This window comes from Microbacterium sp. BWR-S6Y (assembly GCF_041379845.1).
Lineage (GTDB): Bacteria > Actinomycetota > Actinomycetes > Actinomycetales > Microbacteriaceae > Microbacterium > Microbacterium hydrothermale.
On the sequence record NZ_JBFECV010000004.1, the window covers coordinates 120546 to 146659 of the forward strand.

General features: G+C 72.8%; 20 protein-coding genes. 7 read left to right on the forward strand and 13 right to left on the reverse strand.

Annotation, left to right across the window (positions count from 1 at the left end; translation table 11 throughout):
• Positions 1 to 2: 2 nt before the first annotated feature.
• Complete coding sequence (locus tag AB1K56_RS10020) at positions 3 to 1121, reverse strand: ROK family protein (protein ID WP_371205527.1); 1119 nt, start codon at positions 1119 to 1121, stop codon at positions 3 to 5.
• A 49-nt stretch (positions 1122 to 1170) separates the two neighbouring features.
• Between AB1K56_RS10020 and AB1K56_RS10025 the strand changes: the two genes are divergently transcribed.
• Positions 1171 to 3300 carry an alpha-galactosidase gene (locus AB1K56_RS10025; RefSeq protein ID WP_371205528.1) on the forward strand — a complete coding sequence of 710 codons (2130 nt, stop codon included), beginning with the start codon at positions 1171 to 1173 and terminating at the stop codon, positions 3298 to 3300.
• A 62-nt stretch (positions 3301 to 3362) separates the two neighbouring features.
• Positions 3363 to 3548, forward strand: a complete 186-nt coding sequence (locus AB1K56_RS10030; RefSeq protein WP_264629915.1) for a hypothetical protein — start codon at positions 3363 to 3365, stop codon at positions 3546 to 3548.
• Between the two features lie 47 nt (positions 3549 to 3595).
• Here AB1K56_RS10030 and AB1K56_RS10035 read toward each other — a convergent pair whose 3' ends face one another.
• The 7 genes from AB1K56_RS10035 to AB1K56_RS10065 all read right to left on the reverse strand — a co-directional run bounded on the left by AB1K56_RS10035 (position 3596) and on the right by AB1K56_RS10065 (position 10248).
• Positions 3596 to 4411, reverse strand: a complete 816-nt coding sequence (locus tag AB1K56_RS10035; RefSeq protein WP_371205529.1) for a tryptophan-rich sensory protein — start codon at positions 4409 to 4411, stop codon at positions 3596 to 3598.
• Positions 4412 to 4492: 81 nt separating this feature from the next.
• Entirely contained in the window at positions 4493 to 5221 is a 729-nt protein-coding gene (locus tag AB1K56_RS10040) for a GMP synthase (RefSeq protein WP_371205530.1), read from the reverse strand.
• A 140-nt stretch (positions 5222 to 5361) separates the two neighbouring features.
• Positions 5362 to 6471 (reverse strand): ABC transporter ATP-binding protein, encoded by a 1110-nt coding sequence (locus AB1K56_RS10045; RefSeq protein WP_371205531.1) that lies wholly within the window; start codon positions 6469 to 6471, stop codon positions 5362 to 5364.
• The gene (locus AB1K56_RS10050) at positions 6468 to 7271 is read right to left on the reverse strand and encodes an ABC transporter permease (RefSeq protein WP_371205532.1); all 804 of its coding nucleotides are present in this window, start codon (positions 7269 to 7271) and stop codon (positions 6468 to 6470) included. The genes AB1K56_RS10045 and AB1K56_RS10050 overlap by 4 nt, the downstream gene beginning before the upstream one ends.
• Positions 7268 to 8185, reverse strand: coding sequence for an ABC transporter permease (locus tag AB1K56_RS10055; protein ID WP_371205533.1), 918 nt, complete (start codon positions 8183 to 8185; stop codon positions 7268 to 7270). Before AB1K56_RS10055 ends, AB1K56_RS10050 begins: the two co-directional genes overlap by 4 nt.
• The gene (locus AB1K56_RS10060; protein WP_371205534.1) at positions 8182 to 9321 is read right to left on the reverse strand and encodes an ABC transporter substrate-binding protein; all 1140 of its coding nucleotides are present in this window, start codon (positions 9319 to 9321) and stop codon (positions 8182 to 8184) included. The genes AB1K56_RS10055 and AB1K56_RS10060 overlap by 4 nt, the downstream gene beginning before the upstream one ends.
• Before the next feature lie 201 nt (positions 9322 to 9522).
• On the reverse strand, positions 9523 to 10248 hold the full coding sequence (locus AB1K56_RS10065; protein ID WP_371205535.1) for a LysR substrate-binding domain-containing protein: 726 nt from the start codon (positions 10246 to 10248) through the stop codon (positions 9523 to 9525).
• Between the two features lie 34 nt (positions 10249 to 10282).
• On the opposite strand from AB1K56_RS10065, the gene AB1K56_RS10070 reads away from it, so the two are divergent.
• Entirely contained in the window at positions 10283 to 10672 is a 390-nt protein-coding gene (locus AB1K56_RS10070) for a DUF1304 domain-containing protein (protein ID WP_371205536.1), read from the forward strand.
• A 152-nt stretch (positions 10673 to 10824) separates the two neighbouring features.
• On the opposite strand, the gene AB1K56_RS10075 is transcribed toward AB1K56_RS10070, so the two are convergent.
• The 4 genes from AB1K56_RS10075 to AB1K56_RS10090 form a co-directional block, all read right to left on the reverse strand.
• The gene (locus tag AB1K56_RS10075) at positions 10825 to 11232 is read right to left on the reverse strand and encodes a transferase (RefSeq protein WP_076673580.1); all 408 of its coding nucleotides are present in this window, start codon (positions 11230 to 11232) and stop codon (positions 10825 to 10827) included.
• 467 nt (positions 11233 to 11699) lie between these two features.
• Positions 11700 to 12476, reverse strand: coding sequence for a DNA-formamidopyrimidine glycosylase family protein (locus AB1K56_RS10080; protein ID WP_136586003.1), 777 nt, complete (start codon positions 12474 to 12476; stop codon positions 11700 to 11702).
• Positions 12469 to 17190 carry an ATP-dependent helicase gene (locus tag AB1K56_RS10085; protein ID WP_371205537.1) on the reverse strand — a complete coding sequence of 1574 codons (4722 nt, stop codon included), beginning with the start codon at positions 17188 to 17190 and terminating at the stop codon, positions 12469 to 12471. The genes AB1K56_RS10080 and AB1K56_RS10085 overlap by 8 nt, the downstream gene beginning before the upstream one ends.
• Before the next feature lie 98 nt (positions 17191 to 17288).
• Positions 17289 to 17957, reverse strand: coding sequence for an alpha/beta hydrolase (locus AB1K56_RS10090; RefSeq protein WP_371205538.1), 669 nt, complete (start codon positions 17955 to 17957; stop codon positions 17289 to 17291).
• Positions 17958 to 18117: 160 nt separating this feature from the next.
• Between AB1K56_RS10090 and AB1K56_RS10095 the strand changes: the two genes are divergently transcribed.
• The 3 genes from AB1K56_RS10095 to AB1K56_RS10105 are packed head-to-tail and all read left to right on the forward strand — an operon-like array spanning position 18118 to position 21557.
• On the forward strand, positions 18118 to 18732 hold the full coding sequence (locus AB1K56_RS10095; RefSeq protein ID WP_264629927.1) for an NUDIX hydrolase family protein: 615 nt from the start codon (positions 18118 to 18120) through the stop codon (positions 18730 to 18732).
• A 9-nt stretch (positions 18733 to 18741) separates the two neighbouring features.
• Positions 18742 to 19575: a helix-turn-helix domain-containing protein gene (locus tag AB1K56_RS10100; protein ID WP_371205539.1), complete on the forward strand. Its 834-nt coding sequence runs from the start codon at positions 18742 to 18744 to the stop codon at positions 19573 to 19575.
• 59 nt (positions 19576 to 19634) lie between these two features.
• Complete coding sequence (locus AB1K56_RS10105) at positions 19635 to 21557, forward strand: M3 family metallopeptidase (RefSeq protein ID WP_371205540.1); 1923 nt, start codon at positions 19635 to 19637, stop codon at positions 21555 to 21557.
• A gap of 81 nt (positions 21558 to 21638) precedes the next feature.
• Here the strand turns inward: AB1K56_RS10105 and AB1K56_RS10110 are convergent, their stop codons facing one another.
• Positions 21639 to 22706 (reverse strand): low specificity L-threonine aldolase, encoded by a 1068-nt coding sequence (locus tag AB1K56_RS10110; protein WP_371205541.1) that lies wholly within the window; start codon positions 22704 to 22706, stop codon positions 21639 to 21641.
• A 101-nt stretch (positions 22707 to 22807) separates the two neighbouring features.
• Here AB1K56_RS10110 and AB1K56_RS10115 point away from each other — a divergent pair, with 101 nt between their 5' ends.
• Entirely contained in the window at positions 22808 to 26005 is a 3198-nt protein-coding gene (locus AB1K56_RS10115; protein ID WP_371205542.1) for a DEAD/DEAH box helicase, read from the forward strand.
• Positions 26006 to 26114 lie beyond the last annotated feature (109 nt).

A 26114-nucleotide genomic window follows, 5' to 3' on the forward strand; every position in this document is an offset into this window, starting at 1 on the left:
CGTCAGCGGGGGAGCGGAAGGCGGCCCATCGCCGCCTGGATGGCCACCGCCGCGGCTCCCCGGGCCCACGCGGTGAAGCCGGCGTCGTCGGGGTGGAGCGAGACGGCGGATGCCGAGGGCGGGCGGATCCGCGAGATCGCCGCCTCCGTGCGTTCACGCAGGAGATCGAACGCGTCCATCCCCTCTCCGGCGAGCACGACGTCGGACTGCAACGACAGGGTCGCCGCGAGGGCGCACAGCGTGCCGAGGGCGTCGCCCGCGTCGTCGAAGGCATCGCGGGCCGGGCGCTCTCCCTCCCGCGCGAGGGAGAGCGCCCTGTCGAAGCCGACCTCGCGCCCGAGGGCCGTCGACACGCGCGCCGCGATCGCGGTGGTGGTCAGCAGGGCATCGGCGCAGCCGCGGTGGCCCTGTGCGCAGACGGGTCCGTCGGCGCGCAGCGTCAGGTGGCCGACGGTGCCGATGCCGGCATCGGGCGTACGGACGGTGCGGCCGTCGACGACGAGACCGAGACCGACGCCCGCCCCGATGGTGACCACGGCGAATCCGGGGATGCCGCGCCCCACCCCGAACCATCGCTCGGCCTCGGCGAGGGCGACCACGTCGTTCTCGAGCGCGACCGGGGTGTCGAGCCGTTCGGAGAGCATCCGGGCGAAGGGGACGTCTCGCCACCCGAGGAAGGGGGCGTCGACGGCGATCCCGTCGGCGACGTGACCGCCCAGGCTCGCACCGACGCCCCGGATGTCGTCACGGTCGACGGCCGCGACGGCGGCGACGATCGCGGCGGCGACCCCCTCGGGGGAGAGGTCGTCGAGGGGGAGTTCGGCCCGGTCGAGCAGCTCCGCGCGGATGTCGGTCACGGCGAGGTACAGGCGCTCGCCGGTGAGTTTCACGCCGACGAAGGCGCCCGCCGCGGGGGAGATGTCGAGGGGGCGCGAGGGGCGGCCCACCGATCCGTCGATCTCGTCGTCGCGCTCGACGAGCAGCCCCGCGTCGAGCAGGGGGCGGGCGAGTCGGGTCAGGCTCGCGGGGGACAGATGCAGGCGCGCGGCGAGGGCGCGGCGCGACAGCGGTCCGTGGATCAGCACCTCCCGCGCGACGGCGGCCTCGCTGTCGGTGAGCATCGAGCACCCCCTCGCTCCGCGCAATATGTTCCGTGATAAAAATAATGCCATGCCGCATCCCCTCGAGCACGCCGTCCACCTGCGAGGCGGCGGGACGAGCGTCGTCGTCGACCTCACCGCGCAGCCCGCCCCGGCGATCATCCACTGGGGCCCCGACCTCGGCGAGCTCTCCGCCGACGACCTGACGTCGATGATCGTCGCGGCGCAGCCGCAGCGCGTCTCGGGCGGGATCGACCAGACGCCCCGGCTCACGATCGTCCCGACCGCGGCGGCCGGCTGGCCGGGCGCACCGGGATACGAGGGCGGGCGCGGCGGTGTCGTGCAGGGAACGGTCGTCTCCCTGGCATCCGTCGACTCCTCCGACGGGGCGCTGACGCTGCACCTCGTCGACGAGCAGCGCGCGCTGCGCCTGCGCGCCGAGCTGCGAGTGGATGCCGCGGGGCTCTTCACCCAACAGCTCACGGTCGTCAACGACGGCTCCGACGACCTGATCGTCCAGACGCTGCAGCCCACCTTCCCCGTTCCATGGGACGCGACCGAGATCCTCGACACCACGGGCCGGCACCTGCGCGAGCGTTCCGCGCAGCGCCACGCGTTCACCTTCGGCACGCACCTGCGCGAGAGCCGCCGCGGGCGGCCCGGCGCCGACGCCACGCTGCTGCTGGCCGCGGGGCGCCCCGGGTTCGGGTTCGAGAGCGGACTCGTGCACGGCATCCACGTCGGCTGGAGCGGAAACCAGCGCGTGTTCGCCGAGCGCCTCCCCCTGGGCGAGGCCCTTCTCGCGGGCGGCGAGATGTCGCCCTGGGGCGAGATCTCGCTCGCGCCGGGCGAGGAGGCGTCGTCCCCGATCGTCTACGGGTCGTGGGGCGACGGGCTCGACGAGCTGGCCGCGCGCTTCCACACCACCTGGCGCGCGCGTCCGCAGCACCCGCGCCGTCCCCGGCCGATCACCCTCAACACCTGGGAGGCGGTGTACTTCGACCACCGGCTGCCGAAGCTCCTCGCGCTCGCCGACGTCGCGGCGGACATCGGCGTGGAGAGGTACGTGCTCGACGACGGGTGGTTCCGCCACCGCCGCGACGACACCGCGGGCCTGGGCGACTGGTACGTCGACGAGGGCGTCTGGCCCGAGGGGCTCACCCCGCTCGCCGACCACGTCGTCGCGCGCGGCATGGAGTTCGGCCTGTGGTTCGAGCCCGAGATGGTCAACCCCGACAGCGACGTCGCGCGCGCACACCCCGAGTGGATCCTCCGCGGTCGCGACGAACTGCCGCCCTCCGCCCGCCAGCAGCAGGTGCTGAACCTCGCCCACCCCGACGCGTACACCTACCTGCGCGACCGCATGACCGAGGTGCTGCGCGCCTACCCGATCGCGTACGTCAAGTGGGACCACAACCGCGACCTCGTGGATGCCGCCACCGGACCCGGCGGCGGCTCGGCCGTGCACGCGCACACGCTCGCCGTGTACCGGCTGATCGACGAGCTGAAGGCGGCGTTCCCCGGCCTCGAGATCGAGAGCTGCGCCTCGGGGGGAGCGCGCGTGGATCTCGGCATCCTGGATCGCACCGACCGCATCTGGACGAGCGACTGCCTCGATCCGGTCGAGCGGCTCGAGACGCAGCGCCACACCGCGCTGGTCGTGCCGCCCGAGATGATGGGCATGCACCTGACCACCCCGCACGTCCACTCCACGGGGCGGACCGTCTCGCTCGCGTTCAGCGGAGCGGTCGCGCTGTTCGGGCACTTCGGTATCGAGTGGGACCTCACGACGCTCTCGGACGACGATCGAGCGCTCGTGGGCGAATGGGTGGCGCTCGCGCGCCGCGTGCGTCCGCTCGTGGCGACCGGACGCCTCGTGAACGTCGACACGACCGACCCCGGTCTCGACGTGCGGGGCGTGGTCTCGGCCGAGCGCGACCACGCGTTCTTTACAATCGCGCAGACGCAGACCCTCATCGCCTCTCCCGCGGGGCGCGTGCGCCTTCCCGGCCTCGACCCCGATCGCGCCTACCGCGTGCGGCTCGTCACGCCGGGCGGACTCGTGCAGGATCCTGCGCAATCGCCGCTGCCCTGGGCGCACCACGACACCGTGCTCACCGGGCGGCAGCTGGCCGTCGTCGGGGTGCGTCCCCCCGTCCAGAACCCCCAGCAGGCGGTGGTGGTCGAGCTCACGGCGTGATCGGGGTTGACGGCCCGCGCATCGGCTGGGAGCGTGAGGAGTCCCCTCACGAAGGAGACCCCATGACTGCCGGACTCGTCGCCGCCCTCTCGACCGGAGGCCTTCTGGTGCTCGCGGTCGCCTTCCTCGTAGCCCTTGCGGTCAACCGTTCCGGCGGAGGATGGGGCGCGCCCCGCCACCGTCCCGACAGCGAACTCGGTCGCGCCCGCGAGGAGATCCAGCGGCAGATCGACCTCGGTCGCGGCTGAGGGCGGTCGTCCGCGGCGACGGGCCCCTCAGACCCGCCCGCCGTCGATCAGTCGACGCTCGGGCGCACCAGGCGCAGCACGCTGACGATCGCCGGGGGCAGGAGCACGACGACGGCGACGATGATCGCCGTCACCCCGATCGGGGCGCTCTGGGGCTCCCCGCCGAAGCGTTCGACCGCCAACCAGCTGAGGCCCCAGGCGAGGGCGAGGGCGGGGGCCACGCGCCACGAGCTGCGCCACGCGATCGCGAGCCCGATGAGCGCCACGACGATCAGCACGGCGATGCCGATCGCGTCCGCCGCGTTCTCCCACTCGGCGGGGACCACGGTGGTGAGCCACGCGGCGGTGTTGGCGACGGTGGCGAGGGTCACCCAGCCGAGGTGCAGGCCCGTCACGCCGTCGATGAGCACGGAGTCGACGACTCCGCCGCGCGGTTCGCGCGTGGCGACGGCGACGCGGAACGTCCAGCCGAGGGCGGCGAGCAGCAGCACGATCACGACGACGGTGAGGAAGAGGGTGCCGAAGCGCGCCGCGACGAGCCAGAGACCGTTGAGGGTCATCGTGAGCGCGATGAGCCAGCCGAGCGCGCGCTGGCGCGGGTTCGTGCGCTGGCGGGGGAGGGCCTGCCAGATCGCGTAGACGATCAGGCCGAGGTAGATGATCGACCAGATCGAGAAGGCCGGGCCGGCCGGCGCGAGGTACGACCCGCTCGTGCTGAGGGCCCCGCCCTGCTGATCCTCGACGGCCGTGTTGCCGAAGGCTCCCGCGCCGATCACGGCCGCGATGAGCATGAACGACACCGCGGAGAGGACGACGATCTGACGCGCGAGGTCGGCGCCCCGCCACTGAGCTGTTGCGTTCATACCTAGAAGACTAGAAAAGCTAGGTAAATCGGCGCCGGAGGCTTGACATCGTCTCGACCTCCGCTCGCGCGGGGCGCCGGGTCAGGCGGTGACGGCGCGCGCGGCGAACGACCGCAGCAGCAGCGTGGGCTGCTCGACCGAGGCCGTGCGCACGTGCGCGGAGACCTCGTCGAAAGCGTCGGCGTCGAAGTATCCGGCATCCCGGTACACGGTCATGCGCTCGACGAAGGCCTCGGCGGTCGGCTCGGGGTGGAACTGCGTCGCCCACAGTGCCCGGCCGGCCCGATACGCCTGCACGGGGCAGTCGGCGTTCTCGGCCAGGAGCGTCGCGCCCGGCGGCACGCTCGCGGTGCCCTCCTTGTGCGCCGTGAGCGCCTCGAACCGCGGGTGGAGGATGCCGAAGAGCTCGTCCTCACGACCGGCGTCGGTGAGCGAGATGTCGGCCGGACCGGTGCCCTCGGCGTGGTCGAGGGTGACCTCGCCGCCGAGCAGGCGCGTGACGACGCCGATGCCGAAGCACGTGAACAGGGCGCTCGTGCGGCCCTCGATCGCGGCGGCGGCGAGGCGCTCGAGGTCACGCTCGAGGCGGCGCTGCTGGTCGGTCTTGTCGGGGTCGGTGACGTTGAACGGGCTGCCTCCCACGACGACCGCGGCGAACCGGTCGAGGTCGGCCGGGAGCGGCTCGCGCACGAGGTCGTGGTGCACGAGCTCGTCGTCGCGCACTCCCAAGCCGTCGCGGAACGACGCCCACTCCGCCACCGCCGCGACCCGCTGAGGGCGCGCGCAGACGTACAGGAGGGGGGCGGTCACTCAGGGATTCTATGCGCGTCCCGCCGAGACCGCGCCGGAGGGGACACACGGCGACACGGCGCGCGGGTCGCCCCGGGGCGGGGTATCGGCCGTCCCGCCCCGGTGGCGGGGAGGCGACAGGATGCCGCCCGCGCGACCCCTCAGCCGGCGACCGGGCGCGTGAGCACCGCGACGTCGTCCAGCCGTACCCGCACGCGTTCGCCCACGGTCAGCGCGAGGTCGGCCCCGTGCTGCACGTCCACGCGCGAGCCGTCCTCGGTCGTCAGCGACGAACGGCGGGTGCTGCCGAGGAATGTGCTCTGCTCCACGACACCCGCGACGCCGTCCTCGCCCGCACCGACGAGTCGGATGTTCTCCGGTCGCACGAACACCTCGCACGCCCCGTCCGGCGCCGGTGCGATGAGGGGCAGGCGTCGGCCCCACACCTCGACCGTCCCGCCGGCGACGACGCCCGGGACCAGGCTCGACGCACCGACGAACGCCGCCACCTCGGCGTCGGCGGGGCGCAGGTAGAGGTCTTCGGGACTCCCGACCTGCAGGATGCGGCCGGCGCCCATCACCGCGACGCGGTCGGAGACCGCGAGGGCCTCTTCCTGATCGTGGGTGACGAAGACGGTGGTCGTCCCCAGGCGCAGCTGGATGCGGCGGATCTCGTCGCGCAGTTGCACGCGCACCTTGGCATCCAGAGCCGACAGGGGCTCGTCGAGCAGGAGCACGCGCGGCTCGGTCACCAACGCGCGGGCGAGGGCGACGCGCTGCTGCTGTCCCCCGGAGAGCTGGTGCGCGTAGCGATCGGCCAGATGCCCGAGCCCCACCAGATCGAGGGCGTCGCCCGCGCGTCGCCGCGCCTGCGCCGTGCCGACTCCTCGGCGCCGCAGCCCGAAGGCGGCGTTGTCGAGAACGCGCAGGTGAGGGAAGAGGGAGTACGACTGGAACACCATGCCGATGTCGCGCTTGTTCGTCGGCACGGTCGAGACGTCGCGTCCGCCGATGCGCACGTCGCCTCCGCTCGCGCTCTCGAGACCGGCGATGACGCGCAGTGCCGTCGTCTTGCCGCAGCCCGAGGGCCCGAGCAGGGAGACGAACTCCCCGGGGGCGACGTCGAGATCGACGCCGTGGAGCACGCGGGTCGTGCCGTAGTCCTTCACGACACCGCGCAGCTGCACGCCGGCGCTCCCGCGCCCGCCGCTCAGCAGGGCGTTCGCGGCGGTGTCGGGGAGCGCGCGGATCGGGGAGTCGGCGGTGGTCATGAGGTCTTCCTTCCGGCGCCGATGCGTCCGACGCGGCCGATGACGAGCAGCAGCACGAACGCGAACGCGAGTGCCAGCAGCGTGAAGATGGCGGCGACCCATCCGTCCTGCTTGTTGACGACGAGCAGCGCGGTCTGCAGCGTCTGCCGGTTGAGCAGCGACGCGATGGTGAACTCGCCGAGCACGACCGCCACCGAGATGAGCGAGGCCGCGAGCAGGCCCGACCGCAGGTTGGGCAGGATCACGCGCAAGAGCACGGCGCCCCATCCCGCGCCGAGCGTGCGCGCCGCCTCGGCCAGGGTCGTGACGTCGATCGCGTCGATCGAGGCCTGGATCGAGCGGTAGGCGAACGGGAGGACCAGGATGCCGTAGGCGAAGGCGAGCGTCCACGCCCCGGTTCCGAGGGTGCGGCCGATCTGCAGGTAGATCGGCGTGAGACCCACCACCAGCACGATCGCGGGGATCGAGATCGGCAGCAGAGCGACGAACTCGAACACCCGGCGCAGCCGGGGGAATGCGAGGGCGACGAGCACCATCGTCGGGGCGAACAGGCACAGCACCAGGGCCACGGTCACGGCGGCGAGCACGAGCGAGTTGCCCAGGCCCGTCCAGATCGGACGGTACTTCGCCGCGTTCGCGGGGTCGAAGATCCCGGCCCAGTGCGTCAGCGACAGGCCCGAGGCGCCGGGCGCGGGCGCGAGCGTGAACAGCAGCGTCGCGACGAAGGGCACGGCGACGACGGCGGTCACGGCGACGCCGATGATCCAGCGCGCCGCGCGCGGGGGAGCGAGGGGATTCACGACCGCCACCTCGACGCGCGCCTCTGCACGAGGGAGTACAGCGTCATCGCGAGGGCGACGACGACGATCATGCCCAGGGCGAGGGCTCCGGCGAGGTTCTCCCGCCCCAGGACCGTCTCGCTCGTCAGCGCCGAGCGGATCTGCAGCGGCACGATCTGCGAACCCTGGCTGGCCAGGGCCGCGGCCGTCGCGTACGACGAGAAGGCGTTCGCGAACAGCAGCAGCAGGCTCGCGAGGAACGACGGCGCGAGCACCGGCATCCCGACCTGACGCCAGAACCCGGCGCGCGTGCCGCCGAGGGTCAGGTGCGCCTCCATCCACTGCGGCTTGAGCGCGGCGAGGGCCGGCATGAACGTGATGATCATCAGCGGCACCTGGAACAGCAGGTAGGCCACGGCGACCCCGGGCAGGTCGTAGAGCCACATCCCGTTCTCGTAGAGCGAGATCCCGGTGAGCTCGGCCAGCGCCACGGTCACGACGCCCTTCGCGCCGATCGCGGCGATGAGCACGAAGGCGAGCATCACCCCGCCGAACTGGGCGAGGACTCCGGATGCCGCGTCGACGGCCGTGCGCACCGCGCCCGACTCGGGGAGGCCCAGCATCGCCCAGCACACCAGCGCGCCGATGACCGCTCCGACCGCCGCCGTCACGAGCGAGAGCACCGCGGAGTTCGCGAACGTGGAGAGCACCAGCGGCTCGCCGAGGGCGGCGACGTTGTCGAGCGTGAACACCCCCGCCTTGTCGACGAATCCCGAGGCGACCGCGAGGACCGTCGGCAGGGCGAGGAAGAGCGCGATGTAGAGGACGAACGGCAGCAGGCCGACCGCGCTCCATCCGCGACGCGCCGCGCCCCGCGGTGCCGGAGCGGACGGCTCCGGCACCGCGGGGGCGACGACCTGGTCGAGGACCGTCACTGGACCGCCGTCGCCCACTTCTGTCCGAGGGTCTCGCCGGCGGTGGTCGACTGCTGCTCGGTCGGGACGACGGTGTCGGCGGGGGCGGTCGGCAGCGCCTTGGCAAGGGCTTCGTCGATCGTCCCGGCGGAGGTCATCGCCTCCATGCGGGCAGGGCGCGCTCCGCCCTTGAGCCAGAGGTTCTGCACCTCGTCGCTGTAGAGGAACTCCTGCCACAGTCGCGCCGCCGCGGGGTGCGGGGCGTCCTTGTTGATCGCCTGGTTGTAGTACCCGGCGTAGCCCGTGCCCGGCAGCACCACGGTCTTCCACGTGGGGACGGCGGAGGCCTGCGCGGCGTTGAGGTAGTCCCAGTCGAAGACGACCGGGGTCTCGCCGCTCGCGATCGTGGCGTCGGTGGGGTCGACCTTGAGGAAGTTGCCGGCCGCGTTGAGCTCGCCGAAGAAGTCGATTCCGGGCGTGAAGTCGTCGAGCGTGCCGTCGTTCTGCACGGTCGCCAGGCCCACGGCGGCGAACGCCGAGCCCGCCTGCGTCGGGTCGCCGTTGATCGCGACGGCGCCCTTGTACGCGGGCTTCAGCAGGTCGCTCAGCTGCGTCGGGGCGGGGAAGCGCGCCGAGTCGTATCCGATCGACATGTACCCGCCGTAGTCGCCGACGAACAGCCCCGAGGGCTCCTTCAGCGCGTCGGGGATCTCGTCGAAGGTCTCGACCTTGTACGCGGCGAACCGGTCGGTGTTCTGCAGGGCGACCGCCAGTCCCAGGTCGAAGACGTCGGGCGCGGTGTCGAGGCCCTCGTTGGCCGTCGCCGCCTGGATCTCCTCGGCGCTGGAGACGTCGGGGGACTGCTCGTTGACGGTGATCTCGGGGTAGCGCTGCGCGAAGAGGTCCAGGATCTCCCCGTAGTTGGCCCACGTGCGCGGGAGCGCGATCACGTTCAGCTGGCCCTCGGCCTTCGCCGCGGTCTCGAGGTCGGCCAGGGCGCCGAAGTCGGCGAGGCTCGTCGCAGTCGCGGCATCCGTGCCGCCGTCGGCGGGGGAGGCCGTGCTGCCGCCCGCGCACCCGGCGAGGGCGAGGGCCGCGACCGTGACGAGGGCGATCCCGGCGATCGGGCGACCGGCGGAGAAGCTCGGGAATGACATGGGGGGGGGGTTCCTCTCGGATCTCTCGGGAGTGCCGGCGGGCTGTGCCGCGGCGTGAGACGGAGCGAACCTATGGGGCTCTCATGACCGCGCGGAGCGCGCTGCGTGAACTCCGGGCGACGGAGGGCGGAACGGATCGCGCACGAGCGACGACGCGGCGGGGAGCCCGCGCCGGGCGGAGGAGGAGGCGGAAGAGGTCCCTCAGCGCGAGGAGCGGGCCGTCCGGCCGCGCACGATGCCGACGAACGTCTCGACGTCGTCGGTGGTGCGATCGCGCAACCACGCGAGGGCGACGGTGGAGCGGGGGCCGTCGGTGAGGACGCGGTGCTCGACGTCGCGCCGGTGGTGCGCCCGGGCGAGGGACATCGGCACGATCACGACCCCGATGCCCGCGGCGACCGTCGCGATGGCCTCCGCGGTGTCGAGGGGGGACGAGAAGGCCGGGGGCGCGGCATCCGGCACCTGCGCCTTCAGCACGTCGTCGACGGGGACGATCACGACCTCGCCCGCGAGGTCGGCCAGGGTCAGTTCGTCGGCCGCCGCGAGGTGCGACTCGGCGGCCATCACCACCACGGGGAGCTCGTCGTAGAGCTCGATCACGTGCGCGTCGTCGGGTGTCGCGAGGGGCAGACGCACCAGGGCGGCGTCAACGTCGGCCAGCGCGTCGCGCTGCGACGACACCGCGATCTCGTGCAGCTCGAGCGTCACGTGCGGGACCCGCTCGCGCCACAGGCCGATCCACTTTCCCGGGGTCGCGCCCGGGACGGCCCCGAGGCGGAACTCGCGCGGTTCGGAGGGAGGCGTCGGCTCGGCTCGGCGCGAGGGCTTCGGCGTGGGCCGTGGTCGTCCCTTCGCCGCCGCGCGCGCGGGTCCGCCGCGTCGCAAGGGACTGCCGCCGCGACCTCGGGAGCCCGAACCGTTCGCCATGGTCCCAGGCTAGTCGCGCGGTTACGCTGAACGGATGATCGGCATTCTCGCTCTCGTCTTCGCGGGGCTCGCGGCCCTGCTGCACGTCTACATCTTCGTGCTCGAGAGCGTGCGGTGGACGCAGCCGAAGACGTGGAAGGTGTTCGGCATCGCCGACCAGCGGGCAGCCGACATCACGAAGCCGCTGGCCTACAACCAGGGCTTCTACAACCTGTTCCTCGCCATCGGTGCCGCGATCGGTATCGTGCTGTGGATCGCGAACGGCACCGGCGACGTCGCGGGCCGGACGCTGCTGATCTTCTCGCTCGGGTCGATGCTCGCGGCCGCCCTCGTGCTGGTGACCTCGGGGAGCAAGTACCTGCGTCCCGCGGCGATCCAGGGGACGCTGCCGCTCATCGGTCTCGTGCTCGCGATCTTCGCCTGAGGTCGCGCGCGGCGGGGCGCTCCGCCCGCCGAGGGGGCGGATGCCGCGGGCCGGCGCGCGACGACGACCGGTGCGCGAACGCTCCCGAGACGACGAAGACCCGCACGCTCCGGGGAGTCGTGCGGGTCGATGGATGCCCGATCGGGCGGGGCTCAGGCTGCCAGGCGCAGGCCCCGGCGATCGGTGGCGACGGCCTCGCCGTCGTTGATGATCTCGTCGTCGCCGATGAGCGAGCCCACCGCGATGCGCGCGTTGTGCCCGACCTGGGTGCGAACGCCGATGTGCGCGCCCGCCCCGATGACCGCTCCCGCGCAGATGTGGGCGTGCGGTTCGATCCGGGCCTCCGGACCGATGACGGCGTCGGATTCGATCCAGGCGCCGCGTCCCACTCGAACACCGGCCGCGATCTGCACGCCGGGTTCGACGTAAGCGCCGTTCTCCACGAGCGCCGACGGGTGGACCTTCGCGCCGTGCGCGACGAGTCCGCGACCATTGACGTGCTTGCGGTATCGCAGCGTCTCGCCGTGGTCGTTCTCGATGTCGATGTAGTTCTTTCCCACGATCCCCTCCGATCGGCCTTCGGGTGTGCCGACATGTCTGACAACGGGTGGGGAATGCCCTTCATTCCCTCGAATGGTTCTTCGTCGCCCTCACCGGTATCGGTTTTCTCGATGTCGAGAGATTCCGCTCGGTGCGGGCGTTCCCGGCGTTGTGTTGTCCCCTTGTTCTCGCACGCGCGACCGGGAGTCACGGGCGGGTTGACAGCGGGGCCGCGGACGCTCGTTTTCACGCGGGAGGCCGGATGCCGTGGCCGGCGCGCGCGTGACCGTGGCGAGGGCGCGGGGGAGGTGGGGTCGGCGAGCTTGAGGGACGGGCGGTCGCCGGGCGTGCGACGGCCGCTTCCGCACGGGAGGTCGGATACCGGGGGCGTCGCGACACTCGGGGGCTGTGCGGTCTGGGCCCTGCGGAGGTGAGGTCGGCGGGCGTGCGAGGCGGAGGTGCACCCCGTCGTGGCGGGCGGACGGGCTCAGCCGGGTTGGCAGGTCGGGCACCAGAACACGTTGCGCTCGCTCGTGTTCGACGCCCCCAGGGTGGTCGCGCGGATCGGGGTGCCGCAGCGGCGGCACGGCGCCCCCTCGCGTCCGTAGACCCAGAATCGGCGTCCGGGCCGACTGTCGCCCGTGAAGGTGCGCTCGGGGCGGGGGAGGTTCGCGCGGATCATGCGCTCGCCGAGCGCGATGGTCGCCTGGGCGTCGATCTGCGTCGCGGGCGTGGTGGGGGCGATCCCGCGCACGAAGAGGAGCTCGTTCGCGTAGACGTTGCCGAAACCCGCCACGTTGCGCTGGTCGAGCAGGGCCACGTGGGCGGCGCGCTCGTCGCGCGAGACGCGGCGCACCGCCTCCGCTTCGTCCCAGTCGTCGGCCAGCAGATCGGGTCCGAGGTGCCCGATGATGTCGGGCTCGTCGGTGGTGCGGATCACCTCGACCATGGCGAGGTCGAAACCCACCGCGTCCACCCCGGTGACGCCGACGATCGCGCGCGCTTTGAACGCCGCTCGGCGCCAGCGCTCGCCGGGGCGGTAGAGGTCCCAGCGGCCCTCCATCTTGAGGTGCGAGTGCAGGGTGTACCCGCCGATGCGGTGCAGGAGGTGCTTGCCGCGGGCGGCGACCTCGTGCACGGTCTCGCCCCGCAGGTCGGCGGTGGCGCTTCCTGGCACGCGGATGTCGAAGCGGGTGACGACCTTGCCGGCGAGGGCCGCGTTCAGCTTCGCCGCGGCGCGGTAGACGGTATCGCCCTCAGGCACGAGCGGCCTCGCGCAGGGAGTCTCCGGCCGTGAGCTTGCGCAGCGTGAGCCCCTTCGGCGACTCGACGAACCCCGCTTCGCGCAGTGCGCGGCCGACGGCGGTGCCGTAGACGAATTCGCCGTTGACCTGCTCGACCGTCAGCGTCTCGAGTCGTCTCCGGCGCGCGGTCTCGGCGAGGTGCCGGGTGGCGGCCTGCAGCCGGGCGTCGTCGTCGGTGAAGGCCAGCGCGCTGCGCCCTCCGCGCTCGAGGTAGAGCGTGAGCTCGCCGTCGACCAGCACCACGAGGCCGCCGGCCTTTCGCCCGGGTCGGTGCGTGACACCCTCGATCGCGGGCCAGCCGAGGGCGGCGCCGTAGGGGTTCGCCGGATCCGTGGCCGCGAGGGTGACGGTGCGCAGCGGCGGAGGGTCGGCGACGGCGGCGAACTCGCGCAGGCGGTCGACGGTCGCCGAGGCGGCGAACTGCGCGGCACCGAGCTTCTCGATGACGTACCCCCGTCGGCAGTGACCCGCCTCTTCGAAACCGGCGAGGATGCGATAGACCTGCGCGAAGCCGCCGGGGACCCCCTCCGACTGCACGGCACCGCGGGTCACGACGCCGTAGCGGTCGAGCAGCAGGCTCGCGGTGGCGGTGGCCCGGGCCGCCGGGTCGGGCTCGCGATCGGGCAGGAGCGACCACCGTCCGCCGAGCGACGGCGGTCGCGGGGCGGAGGTCGCCCGGGGCATGGCGGCGCCGCGATACATCCGCGCGCGAGGTGCGCGGCGCGCGACGCGGTGCGACTGCCCGCCGCCGCTGAGCAGGGTGCGCACCGGGGCGAAGGTGTGGTTGGTCACGCGTCCGGCCCACGTGAGGGCCCAGAGCGCGTCGTTCACGGACTGCTCGTTCTCGGCGCCCGCGAGCTGCTTCAGCTGTGCCGCGAAGTAGGCACCTCCGCCGGCGAGGGCCGAGAGGATGCGGGCCTCGAGCGAGTCGGGGGCCGGGTCGTCGGCGTCCTCGGGGTCTTGCAGGGTGAACGGAGCGGCCTCGGCCGGGTGGAGGGCTATCCATCCGTCGCGGCCGGGCAGGGTGCCGTGGCCCGACCAGACCACCTCTCCCGTGGCGGTCAGCTCGTCGAGCAGGGCGGGGGTGTAGTCGGCGACGCGCGAGGGCAGCACGAGCGATTCCCACGCGCTCGCGGGGATGGGCACCCCGGCCAGCTGCTCGACGACGGCGAGCACGCCGTCGATGCCCTCCAGGGGGCGGCCGAGGTGCTGCCAGACCGGCAGGAACCGCGCGTACGCGGCGGGGGGCACGGGTTCGACGCTCCCGCGGATGGCCGCCAGAGAGCGCATGCGCAGACGCCGCAGCACCTCGACGTCGCACCACTCGGTCTCGTCGCCGCGTTCTGAGGCACCGGTCCCTGAGCCTGTCGAAGGGGCGGGCAGGAAGAAACCGCTCGCGAGCCGCCCCTGCGATTCGAGTCGCTGCAGGGTGAGACGGGCGACGGCGACCCCGACCCCGAGTCGCGCGGCGACCGCGTCGGTGGTGAAGGGCGCGTGGGTACGGGCGTAGCGCGCGACGAGATCGCCGAGCGGGTCGGCGAGGGGCTCGAGGAACGCGTTCGGGATGCCGACGGGCAATGCCGCCCCGAGAGCGTCGCGCAGACGCCCGGCGTCTTCGATGCCGGCCACGCGCGGGACGCCCGCGATGGTGACGCGGATCGCTCGGCGCTCGTCGACCAACGCCGCGAGATGTCGCTCGGCCTGGGCGACGGCGTCGGCGTCTCGGTCGATGCTCTCTTCGGTGCTCTCCCCCGTGTCGAGGCGTGCCGCCACCTCGGCCGCGTCGAGGGGGCCGAGGATGCGCAGCAGGTCGGCGACGCCCTCCACCCCTCGCGCGCGGCGGTCGGGCGCGAGGCGTTGCGCTTCGCGCTCGAACTGGGCGATCACGTCGGGGTCGAGCAGCTCGCGCATCTCGACCTTGCCGAGGAGCTCGCTCAGCAGGGCGGGGTCGACCGAGAGGGCGGCGGCGCGGCGCTCGGCCAGCGGCGAGTCGCCCTCGTACATGAACGCGCCCACGTAACCGAACAGCAGGTCGCGCGCGTACGGAGACGGTTGCGAAGTGGTGATCTCTACGAGGCGGATGCGACGTTCGCCGATCTGACGCGTCAGCCGCAGCAGGGCCGGGAGGTCGTAGACGTCTTGCAGCACCTCGCGCAGGGTCTCGAGAATGATGGGGAAGCTCGGATGCCGCCGCGCCACCTCCAAGAGCTGCGCGGACCGCTGCCGCTGCTGCCACAGCGGCGACCGGCGGTTCGGATTCAGGCGCGGGAGCAGCAGCGCGCGCGCCGCGCATTCGCGGAAGCGCGAGGCGAACAGCGCGGAGCCGCCGACCTCGTCGGTGACGATCTGCTCCAGCTCGTCGGGCTCGAAGACGAAGAGCTCGGCTCCGGGCGGTTCGGCCGCGGCATCCGGAACCCGCGCGATGATGCCGTCGTCGCTCGCGACAGCGGCGCCCTCGACCCCGAGACGCTCGCGGATGCGGGCGTTGACGGCCAGCGCCCAGGGGGAGTGCACCTGCATGCCGTACGGGGAATGCAGGATGATGCGCCAGTCGCCGACCTCGTCGCGGCTGCGCTCGACGGTGAGCGTCTTGTCGGTGGGGAGGCTGCCGGTGGCCTCGCGCTGCTCGGCGAGGTAGGCGAGGAGGTTGGTGATCGCGTTGTCGTCGAGTCCGGACTCGCGCAGGCGCTCTTCGGCCTTCGCGCGGTCGGCCCCGGCGATGTCGCGCGAGAACTTGCCGAGCGCCTCGCCGAGTTCGGCGGGGCGTCCGATGCCGTCGCCGTGCCAGAACGGCAGCTTGCCGGGCTGCCCGAAAGCGGGCACGACGTTCACGCGGTCGTGGGTGATCTCGACGATCCGCCAGCTCGTGGTGCCGAGCGTGAACACGTCGTTGACGCGGGACTCGTAGACCATCTCTTCATCGAGTTCGCCGACGCGGGCGTTCTGCGACTCGCCCGCGACGAAGACGCCGAACAAGCCGCGGTCGGGGATGGTTCCGCCGCTGGTCACCGCGACGCGCTGCGCCCCGGGGCGGCCGGTGAGCGTGCCGGCGTCGCGGTCCCACACCAGGCGCGGTCGCAGCTCGGCAAACTCGTCGGAGGGGTAGCGCCCGGCGAGCAGATCGAGCGTCGCCTCGTACGCCGAACGCGGCAGCGAGCGGAACGGCGCGCTGCGCTTGACCGTGTCGAACCACTCCTCGACGTCGATCGCTCCGAGCGCTGAGGCGGCCACCGTCTGCTGGGCGAGGATGTCGAGCGGGTTCTGCGGCACCGAGATGGCCTCGATGCGTCCGCCGAGCATGCGCTCGGTGACCACGGCGGTGTGCAGCACGTCGCTGCGGTGCTTGGGGAAGAGCGCTGCCCGGCTCACCTCGCCGACCTGGTGCCCCGCGCGTCCGACGCGCTGGAGCCCGGATGCCGCGCTGGGAGGGGACTCGACCTGGATGACGAGGTCGACCGAGCCCATGTCGATACCGAGCTCGAGACTGCTCGTGGCCACCACGCAGCGCAGCGCCCCCGACTTCAGCTCGTCTTCGACCTGCGCCCGCTGCTCCTTCGACACCGAGCCGTGGTGGGCCTTGGCGAGGATCGCGGCGACCCCGGCGGACGATCCCGCCTGCGCCATCGTCACAGCGGGGACCGTCGGCTCGGGGACGTCGATGCCCTGCCGTTCCGCATAGATCTCGTTGAGCCGGCCGGTCAGTCGCTCGGCGAGCCGGCGGGAGTTGGCGAACACGATCGTCGAGCGTCGCTGCAGGATGCGATCGACGATCGCCTCTTCGACGTGGGGCCACACCGAGCCGGCCATCTCGGTGCTCTCGGGGCGGTCGGAGAACCATTCGCCGTCGGTCGCCTCGTCGGGGGCCGGCGAGCCCGGAGGGGGAGGCGGATTGAGCATGTCGTCGACGGGGACGACGACCGAGAGGTCGAACGCCTTCGTCGCCTTCGGCGCCACGATGTCGACGGGCTGCGCTCCGCCGAGGAACCGCGCCACTTCGTCGATGGGGCGCACGGTGGCCGAGAGGCCGATGCGCTGCGCGGGGGCGTCGAGCAGGGCGTCGAGACGTTCGAGGCTCACCGCGAGGTGCGCGCCGCGCTTGGTCGCGGCGACCGCGTGCACCTCGTCGATGATGACCGTGTGCACCCCGCGAAGGGTCTCGGCCGCCTGACTCGTGAGCATCAGGTAGAGCGACTCGGGCGTCGTGATGAGGATGTCGGGCGGGTCGCTGACGAGCTTGCGTCGGTCGCTCGAGCTGGTGTCGCCCGAGCGGACCCCCACCGTCACGTTCGGCACGTCGATGCCCAACCGGCGCGCTGACTGGCCGATGCCGACGAGGGGCGAGCGCAGGTTGCGCTCGACGTCGACGCCCAGAGCCTTCAGCGGCGAGATGTACAGGACGCGGGTGTTCGTCGGCGGGGCCTTCGCGGCTGACTTCTTGCCGCGGCGCGGGGGCGTGGCATCCGGGGTCTCGGGCGCTTTCTCGCGGAAGATGCGGTCGATCGCGAAGAGGAAGGCCGACAGCGTCTTGCCCGAGCCGGTGGGCGCGACCACGAGGGCGTTGCGGCCCGACGAGACGGATTCCCACGCGCCCTTCTGCGCGTTGGTGGGCGCGGAGAACGCACCGCGGAACCAGTCCTGCGTCGCAGGACCGAATTTCTCGAGCACGTCGGCCATGCCGACATCCTCCCCCGGACCTCCGACATCGGGTCGGGGTTGACGTTCGCCCGCCGCGGAACGGCACGCCCGCGGAGTCCCGCGAACCGGGTCGAGGATCAGCCGGCGTTCGGAGCGGTCGTCTCGGCGAGACGCGCGTCGAGGAAGGCGCGGACGTCGTCGAGCTCGTCCTGTGAGATCGAGTGCGTGAGGCCGGGGTACACCCGTCCGCTGAGCTCGCTGTGGACGGGGAGCCACTGGGCCGTCTGATCGACCAGGGCGGGCGGGATGACGTCGTCGGCGGCCCCGCGGCCCCAGAAGACCGGGGGTCTGCGCTCGGCCAGCACCTCGTCGCCGGGCAGCTCGCCCCCGGCGGCGTAGCCGGCGAGAACGACGACGAACGAGACGGCATCGGGGTCGACGCGCAGGGCCTGCACGGCGACCGCCCCGCCCTGCGAGAAGCCGAGGAATCCCACGGGGTGCGCGCCGACCGCGCCGCGCACCCACGCGAGCACCGCCTGCGCGGCGCGCGTCACCGCCGCGGGATCGCGGCCGTCGAGCCCCTCGATCGGGTACCACGAGGCGCCCGGCATGGGCCACGGCGGCGCCAGGGGCGCGCGCACGCTCGCCACGACGAACTGCTCGGGCAGAAAGGGCACCAGACCGAACAGGTCGTGCTCGTCGGAGCCGTACCCGTGCAGCAGCACGAGCACCGGTCGGTCGCCGCGTTCGGCCGCGGGGACCGACCACCGCACGACGGACGGGTCGAGGGAGGGATGCGCGCTCATGCCGACATTGTCGCAAAGGCCTCCGACATCGCCGGGGGCGAGGCGAGCCCACGCGCGGCCCGGGACGCGCGGGGGCGGGGCGTCCGCGACGATCGCCCGCCGAGGATCCGCGGGGCGTCGATGTCGCGGCATCCGGGGCAGACGTTGATATACAGGGAGCATGCCCGTGCGCACCCCCGACCCCGAACCCGGCGACAACGGCGACGAGCGCGAGCCGCTCTCGGCGCAGTTCTCAGGCGCCCCGGGCGGCCCCAACCCCAATCCGGGCTGGTTGAGCGAGGTCGAGCTCGCCGAGGCGCGGCGACGGCTCCCGATGCTCTACGTCGAGGCCCTCCCCGTGCGCACCGACGGCATGGGAGCGGTGACGCAGGTCGGAATCCTGCTGCGCGCGACGCCGCTGGGCGAGATGACCCGCACGCTCGTTTCGGGACGTGTGCGCTACGGCGAGACGGTGCGCGATGCGCTCTTCCGCCACCTCGAGAACGACCTCGGGCCGATGGCCTTCCCCCTGCTCCCGCCGCAGCCGACGCCGTTCACGGTGGCCGAGTACTTCCCGCTCCCGGGCGTGAGCGCGTTCCACGACGACCGGCAGCACGCCGTGTCGCTGGCGTACGTCGTCCCCGTCACCGGCACGTGCGAGCCGCGCCAGGACGCCCTCGAGGTCACCTGGCTCTCGCCGCAGGAGGCGGCATCCGATGCGCTCTCGGACGAGATGGAGGGTGGGCGCGGCACGCTGATCCGGCTCGCCCTGGCCTCGGTGGGCGCCCTGCGCTGACCCGACCCGATGGACACCCCGCTCGTCGACTTGGCGATCGCGCTGCCGGTCGTGCTCGCCCTCGCGGCGCTCATCGCGATCCTGCTGCGTCGTCTCTTCGGTCCGGCCGGATCGCTCAGCCTGCCGACCATGACGGTCATCGGCGTGCTGGGAGTGAGTATCGGACTGCTGCTGTCGGCCTGGATTGGCGGGGCGGCGCGACTGTGGGTGTCGACGACCATCCTGTTCTCCGTGGGCGCGAGCGTCGGGCTGTCCGCCGTCGTCGCCGCCGTCGTCGCGACGGCGCGACGGGCGGGTGGCGACATCGACGTCGCCGCACTCGTGCGCGCCGGTGAGAGCGATCGCGTGGAGTTCAAAGAGACCGCGCGGTGGAACGTGCGGGAGCAGCGCAAGGACGCGCGGATGGAGATCGCCATCGCCAAGTCCGTCGCCGCCTTCGCGAACTCGCGCGGAGGCACCCTGGTCATCGGCGTCGCCGACGACGGCCGCGCGATCGGTCTCGAGCGCGACCTGTCGACGCTGCGCACCGCCGACCACGACCGGTTCGAGCTGTGGCTGCGCGACATGCTGTCGCAGACCCTGGGGCGCAACGCCGCGGCGCAGCCGCGCATCGTCTTCGGCCACGCGGGTGAGGGCCCGGCCGTGTGTGTGATCCAGTGCCGTCCCTCGTCGCGGCCGGTGTACCTCACGCAGCCGAAGGACGGCGGCACGACGACCGACCTGTGGGTGCGCATCGGCAACTCCAGTCGCGCGCTCGGTGTCGACGAGGCCGTGGAGTACGTCGCGCGGCACTGGCGCACCTCGCTGTCGACCGTGGTGCTGGGGCGGCCCTCGGCGCGCTGAGACGCGCCGCTGCGCACCGACCATTGCCCGCTGTCGTACCCCCTGCCTAGGGTCGGAGGATGCCGGATTCTCCCCTGGAACCCCTGACCCTGCCCCGCGACCTCGACGGGTGGCACGCGTTCGCGGCCGAGCGCCCGCGCGAGCGACTCGACCGCGTCGCCGAGATCGACGCGCGGCTCGTCGCCGAGACGTCGTCGGGAGCCCGCGAGCGTCTCGCCCTCTGGAACGAGGCCGAGCTCGCGCTCGTCGAGGCCGCCGCCCCTTCCCACCTGCTCAGCGAGTCGCACCCCGATGCCGAGGTCCGCGACGCCGCCGAGGCTCAGGCGCAGGCGGTCGAGGCGGTGCAGTCGCGTCGGCTGCTCGACCGCGAGCTGTGGGGCGTCTTCGCCGACCTCGACGCCGAGGGGCTCGACCCCGACGAGCAGCGCTTGCTCGACCAGATCCGTCGGGACTTCCGTCGCGGTGGCGTCGATCTCGCGGATGCCGATCGCGAACGCGTGCGCGAGCTGACCGATCGCGACACCGAGCTGTCGCTGACGTTCTCCCGCAACATCCGCGAGGGGCGTCGGGAGATCCGCGTGCCCGCCTCGTCGCTCGAGGGGCTGCCCGCCGATTTCATCGAGGCGCACCCCGCCGACGAGGAGGGGCTGGTCACGCTCACGACCGAGTACACCGACCTCATGCCGGTGCGCGAGTATGCGCGCGACCGGTCGCTGCGCCACGCCCTGGTCGGCGCGTACAACGACCTCGCGTGGCCGGTCAACGAGCCGGTGCTCGCCGAACTGCTCGCCGTGCGGGCGGAGCGTGCGGCGCTGCTCGGTTACGGCGATTGGGCCGACTACGAGACCGAGACCCGCATGATCGGCTCGAGCGCGGCGGTGGCCGCGTTCCTCGACCGCGTCGCCGCGGCGGCGGCCCCGGCCGCGTCCGCGGAGTACGAGCGCGTGCGGGAGCGTTTGCGCCGCGACGACCCCGACGCCGATGCCGTGACGATCGCCGACTTCTGGTACGTCCTGGGGGCGCTCAAGCGCGAGGAGTACGACGTCGACGCGCAGCTCGTGCGCTCGTACTTCCGGTTCGACCGGGTGCTCGACGGCGTGCTCGCCACCACCGGTCGCCTGCTCGACGTGACCTACGTGCCCGTCGAGACGCCGTCGTGGCACGACGACGTGCGCACGTACGACGTCGTCCGCGCGGGGGAGCGCCTCGGCCGCATCCACCTCGACCTGCACCCGCGCGAGGGCAAGTACAACCACGCGGCGTGCTTCGGCCTGGCCCCCGGCATCGCGGGGCGCGCCCTGCCCGAGTCGGTGCTGCTGTGCAATTTCTCGCGCGGACTGCTCGAGCATGACGAGGTCGTGACGTTCTTCCACGAGTTCGGGCACCTCGTGCACGACATCCTCGGCGGGCACCAGAAGTGGGCGCGCTGGACCGGCGTCGCCACCGAGTGGGACTTCGTCGAGGCGCCCAGCCAGCTCCTCGAGGAGTGGGCGTGGGATGCCGAGGCGCTCGCCGCCTTCGCGGTGAACGACGAGGGCGAGTCCATTCCCGCCGATCTCGTCGCGCGCATGCGCACCGCCGACGCGTTCGGTCGGGGGCTCGAGGTGACCCGGCAGCTCGGGCACGCGACGACGTCGTACCGCCTGCACGTGGACCGCCCCGCCGACCTCGCGTCGGCCGTCGACGGGTACTACCGCGCCGCGAGCCCGGTGGCCCCGCTCGACGGGTCGCACTCCTACGCCGGATTCGGGCACCTCACCGGCTACGGGGCCTGCTACTACACCTATCAGTGGAGTCTCGTGATCGCGCGTGACCTGCTGTCGGCCTTCGGCGACGACCTGTTCGACGCCGACACCGCCGCGCGTTATCGGCGCGAGATCCTCGAGCCGGGCGGCACGCGCGACGCGCGAGAGCTCGTCGAGGCGTTCCTCGGCCGCGAGAACACCTTCGACGCCTACCGGGACTGGCTCGCGGGAGCGTGAGACGACGAGGGCCCCGGCATCCCCTCCGGATCGGGACGGGATGCCGGGGCCCTCGCTGCACCCCGGCCCTCGGGGCCGGGGTCAGGCGGTCGTCTCGCGCGCGATCGCCGCGACGAACGCGTCGATGTCGTCTTCGGTGGTGTCGAACGAGCACATCCACCGCACCTCGCGGCGCATCTCGTCCCAGTCGTAGAAGCGGAAGCTCGCGCGCAGGCGGTCGGCGACTCCGGCGGGAAGCGTCGCGAAGACGCCGTTGGCCTGGGTGGGCTGCGTGAACTCCACGCCCCGGATCGACCCGTCGGCGAGGCCCGCCTCGACGCCCGCGCGCAGGCGCTGCGCCATCGCGTTCGAGTGCCGGGCGTTGCGCAGCCACAGGTCGTCCTCGAGCAGGGCGACCAGCTGCGCCGAGACGAAGCGCATCTTGCTCGACAGCTGCATGTCGAGCTTGCGCAGGTAGGTCAGGCCCGTGGACGCCTCGGGGTCGAGCACGACGATGGCCTCGCCGATCATCGCGCCGTTCTTCGTCCCGCCGAAGCTCAGCACGTCGACGCCGGCGTCGCGCGTGAACGCGCGGAGGGGCACGTCGAGGGCGGCGGCGGCGTTCGAGATGCGGGCGCCGTCCATGTGCAGGCGCATGCCGTGCCCGTGCGCGTGCGCGGCCAGTTCGCGGATCTCGTCGACCGTGTAGAGCGTGCCCAGCTCGGTCGACTGCGTGATCGAGACGACGAGGGGCTGCGCGCGGTGCTCGTCGCCCCAGCCCCACGCCTCGCGGTCGACGAGCTCGGGCGTCAGCTTGCCGTCGTCGGTGGGCACGGTCAGCAGCTTGATGCCGCCCACGCGCTCGGGGGCTCCGCCCTCGTCGACGTTGATGTGCGCGGTGGATGCCGAGATCACGGCGCCCCAGCGGGGGAGCATCGACTGCAGGCCGACGACGTTCGCGCCGGTGCCGTTGAACACGGGATAGGCCTCGACACCGTCGCCCAGGAGCGAGACGAACAGCTCCTGCAGGCGCGCGGTGTAGACGTCTTCGCCGTAGGCGACCTGGTGGCCCTCGTTGGCCGCGGTGATCGCGGCGAGGACGTCGGGGTGGATGCCGGAATAGTTGTCGGACGCGAAGCCGCGCACCGACGTGTCGTGGAGGGAAGTCACCCCTCCAGCGTAACTTTTCCCGACTCCTCCCCAGGGGTGATCTCCTCCACGGATCGCCCGACGCGCGACGGGGTGTCGGTGCCCCCGACGAGAATGGGGGGATGAGGTTGGATCCCGAAGCGCTCAGCATCGCGGGCGAGATGTTCTCGTCGTCCGCGATGATCCGCGCCGACCGCCTCCTCGTCTACGGCTCCGTGGAGGTGGGCGACGCGCGGTCGGTCGGCGACGTGCTCGTGGTGTCGGCCCAGTCGTTCGGCGCCGCGGGCTACGAGCACCTCGAACTGCGCGTCGCCGCCGACTTCTCCCGCGTGTCCGGGTGGTGCTCCTGCGGTCGCGGCCCCGAGTGCGAGCACTCGTGCGCGACGGCGCTCGTCCTGCTCGACCGGCTGATCGCCGCGGGGCGTCCGCCGCGCCCGGAATGGCAGCGTTCGCTCGACGAGCTGTTCGCGACCGCACCGCCCGTCGACGACGAGGCCCCCTTCGAGCTCTGCCTCTTCCTGGCGATCCGCCGCGGCGGGGGGCGCGGTTACGGAACCGCCCTGACCCTCACCGCGCGTCCCGGGGTGCGCGGCACGCGCGGAACGTGGATCAAGGGGCGCGCCGGCTGGTCTGCCCTCGCGACCCTCCCCGCCGATCCGCGCGCCCGCGCCGCGCTCGACAGCCTCGGGCGACTGGGGCGGTACGGTGCCGGCGTTTACCTGTCCGACGAATGGATGCCGCTGTCCGCCGTCCCTCCGCACTCGCTGTGGCTGCAGCTCGACGCGGTCGTCGCGGCGGGCGTCCCCCTGGTGTCGGGCGCCGGTGCGCACCACCCGGTCCGCATCGTCGACGAGCCGGTCGCGGCGGCGGTGACGCTGGATCGGCGCGGCAGCACGCTCCACGTGCGCGGGGGCGTCCAGGGCCTCGACGACGACACCGCGGCCCTCCCGTCGTGGGTGGTCGGCGAACCGGCGGTCGCCGTGGCGTTCGTCGCCGACCGCGACGGCGACGACGAGCGCATCACCCTCGCCCGGCTGTCGGCCCCCGTGTCGGGACCCGTTCGCGGGCTGCTCGCGCGCTCGGGGGCCCTCACGATCGACGAGGGCGGGACTCCGACGTTCCTGCGGGAGTATCTGCCCCGCCTGCAGCTCGACGCGCCGGTGGCGTCCCCGAGGGGCACCGTCGAGGTGCCGCCGGCTCCCCTCCCGATCCTCGAGCTCACCCTCGAGCACCGTGACGCGGCGACGACCGTCGCCTCGAGGTGGGATCGGTCGCCGACGCGAGGGCGTCGCCACGACGAGCACGAGAGGGCGGTGTGGAGCGCGGTCTCGGCGCTCGCCGACGAGATGCGGCTCGAGCTCCCCGCCCCGTACGCGACGGGTGCGGCCCCGGCGCGAGCGCTGAGTGCGAGCGAGGCGGCGCTGCTCGTGGCGGAGGGCCTGCCGCGTCTGCGTTCCCTCGCGCACGTCCGCGTCGAGACCCGGGGCGATGAGCCCGTGTACCGGGTGTCGGCCGAGGCCCCGGTCGTCCAGCTGAGCACGGGCGACGACGACGGCAGCGACTGGTTCGATCTGCACGCGCGCGTCAGCGTCGGCGACGTCGAGGTCGACTTCACCTCCCTCTACACGGCCCTGGCTCTCGGCGATCGCGTGCTGTTCGTGGGCGACGGCGAGTACGTCCGCCTCGACACCCCCGAATTCGACCGCCTCCGCGCGGTGATCGACGAGGCGCGCGCCCTCGCCGATCGCCCCGGGGCGGAGCTGGCCGTCAATCGCTACAACGTCGGTCTGTGGGACGACCTGTCCGAGCTCGGCATGATCGCCGCGCACGAGGCGGAGTGGTGGTTGCGCGTCCGCGGTCTCACCGACGACGCCGCCCTCGAACCGGTCGACCCGCCGGCGGGCCTTCGAGCGACGCTTCGCGACTACCAGCGGAGCGGTCTCGACTGGTTGCACTTCCTGCGCGTGCAGGGGCTCGGCGGCATCCTGGCCGACGACATGGGCCTCGGGAAGACCGTGCAGACCATCGCGATGATGGAGGCCGCTCGTGCCGCCGATCCGGCGATGGCCCCCTTCCTGATCGTCGCGCCCACGAGCGTGGTCGGCAACTGGGCGCGCGAGTGCGCGTCCTTCGCCCCCGAGCTCGAGGTGCGCACCGTCGCGGCGACGAGCGCGAGACGGTCGACGAGCATCGCCGAGGCGGCCGCCGGTGCGCACGTCGTCGTCACCAGCTACGCCCTGTTCCGCCTGGAGCAGGAGCAGTACGCCGAGGTCGCGTGGTCGGGGCTCGTGCTCGACGAGGCGCAGCAGATCAAGAACCCCGCCTCGCGCGGGTATCGCGCGGCGCGGAGCCTCGCGGTGCCCTTCACGCTCGTCATCACGGGCACCCCGATGGAGAACAACCTCCTCGAACTGTGGGCGCTCATGTCCCTCGTGGCTCCGGGGCTGCTCGGCACGAGGGAGTCCTTCACCGAGCTCTACCGCACCCCCATCGAGAAGCACTCGGATCGCGAGCGGCTCGACCTCCTGCGCCGTCGCATCCGACCGTTCCTCCTGCGCCGCACGAAAGAGCTCGTGGCATCCGAGCTCCCACCCAAGCAGGAGACCGTCATCGCGGTGGGGCTGCACCCCGCGCACCGCAAGCTCTACGATCGACGCTTCCACCGGGAGCGGCAGCGGCTGCTCGGCCTGCTCGACGACGATGCCGACGGCAACAGGTTCGCGATCTTCCGGTCGTTGACGATGCTGCGGCAACTGGCCCTGGACCCCTCCCTGGTCGACGAGGGCGAAGCGCCGTCGGCGAAGCTCGACGCCCTCGAGGAGCTCCTCGTCGAGGCGGCGGCCGAGGGGCACCGGGTGCTCGTGCTCAGCCAGTTCACGCGGTTCCTGCGCGCCGCACGTCAACGCGCGACCGACGCGGGCCTCGCCTCCCGGTACCTCGACGGCACGACGGTCGATCGTCAGGCGCAGATCGACGGCTTCCGCGAGGGAGACGACCCGGTCTTCTTCGTCTCGCTCAAGGCGGGCGGGGTCGGCCTCAACCTGGTGGAGGCCGACTACGTCGTGCTGCTCGATCCGTGGTGGAACCCGGCCGTCGAGGATCAGGCGATCGACCGCGCCCACCGCATCGGGCAGACGCGCCCGGTGATCGTGTACCGGTTGGTGTCGTCCGAGACCGTCGAAGAGAAGGTCGTCGCCCTGCGGGAGGCCAAGTCCGAGCTCTTCTCCCGCGTGCTCGACGGCGGCGACGACGACGACGGGGGAGCGTTCGCCGCGGGCCCCCGGCTGACCGCCGACGACATCCGGAGCCTGCTCGACTGAGCCGTGCTTCGCGCGGGCGGCGGCGCGCGACGGCCCGGGCCGGCACCCCGTGCGCGACGGCTCCGGGCGTGTGTCTCGTGCGACGGTCCCCGGGCGGGCGTCTCGCGCG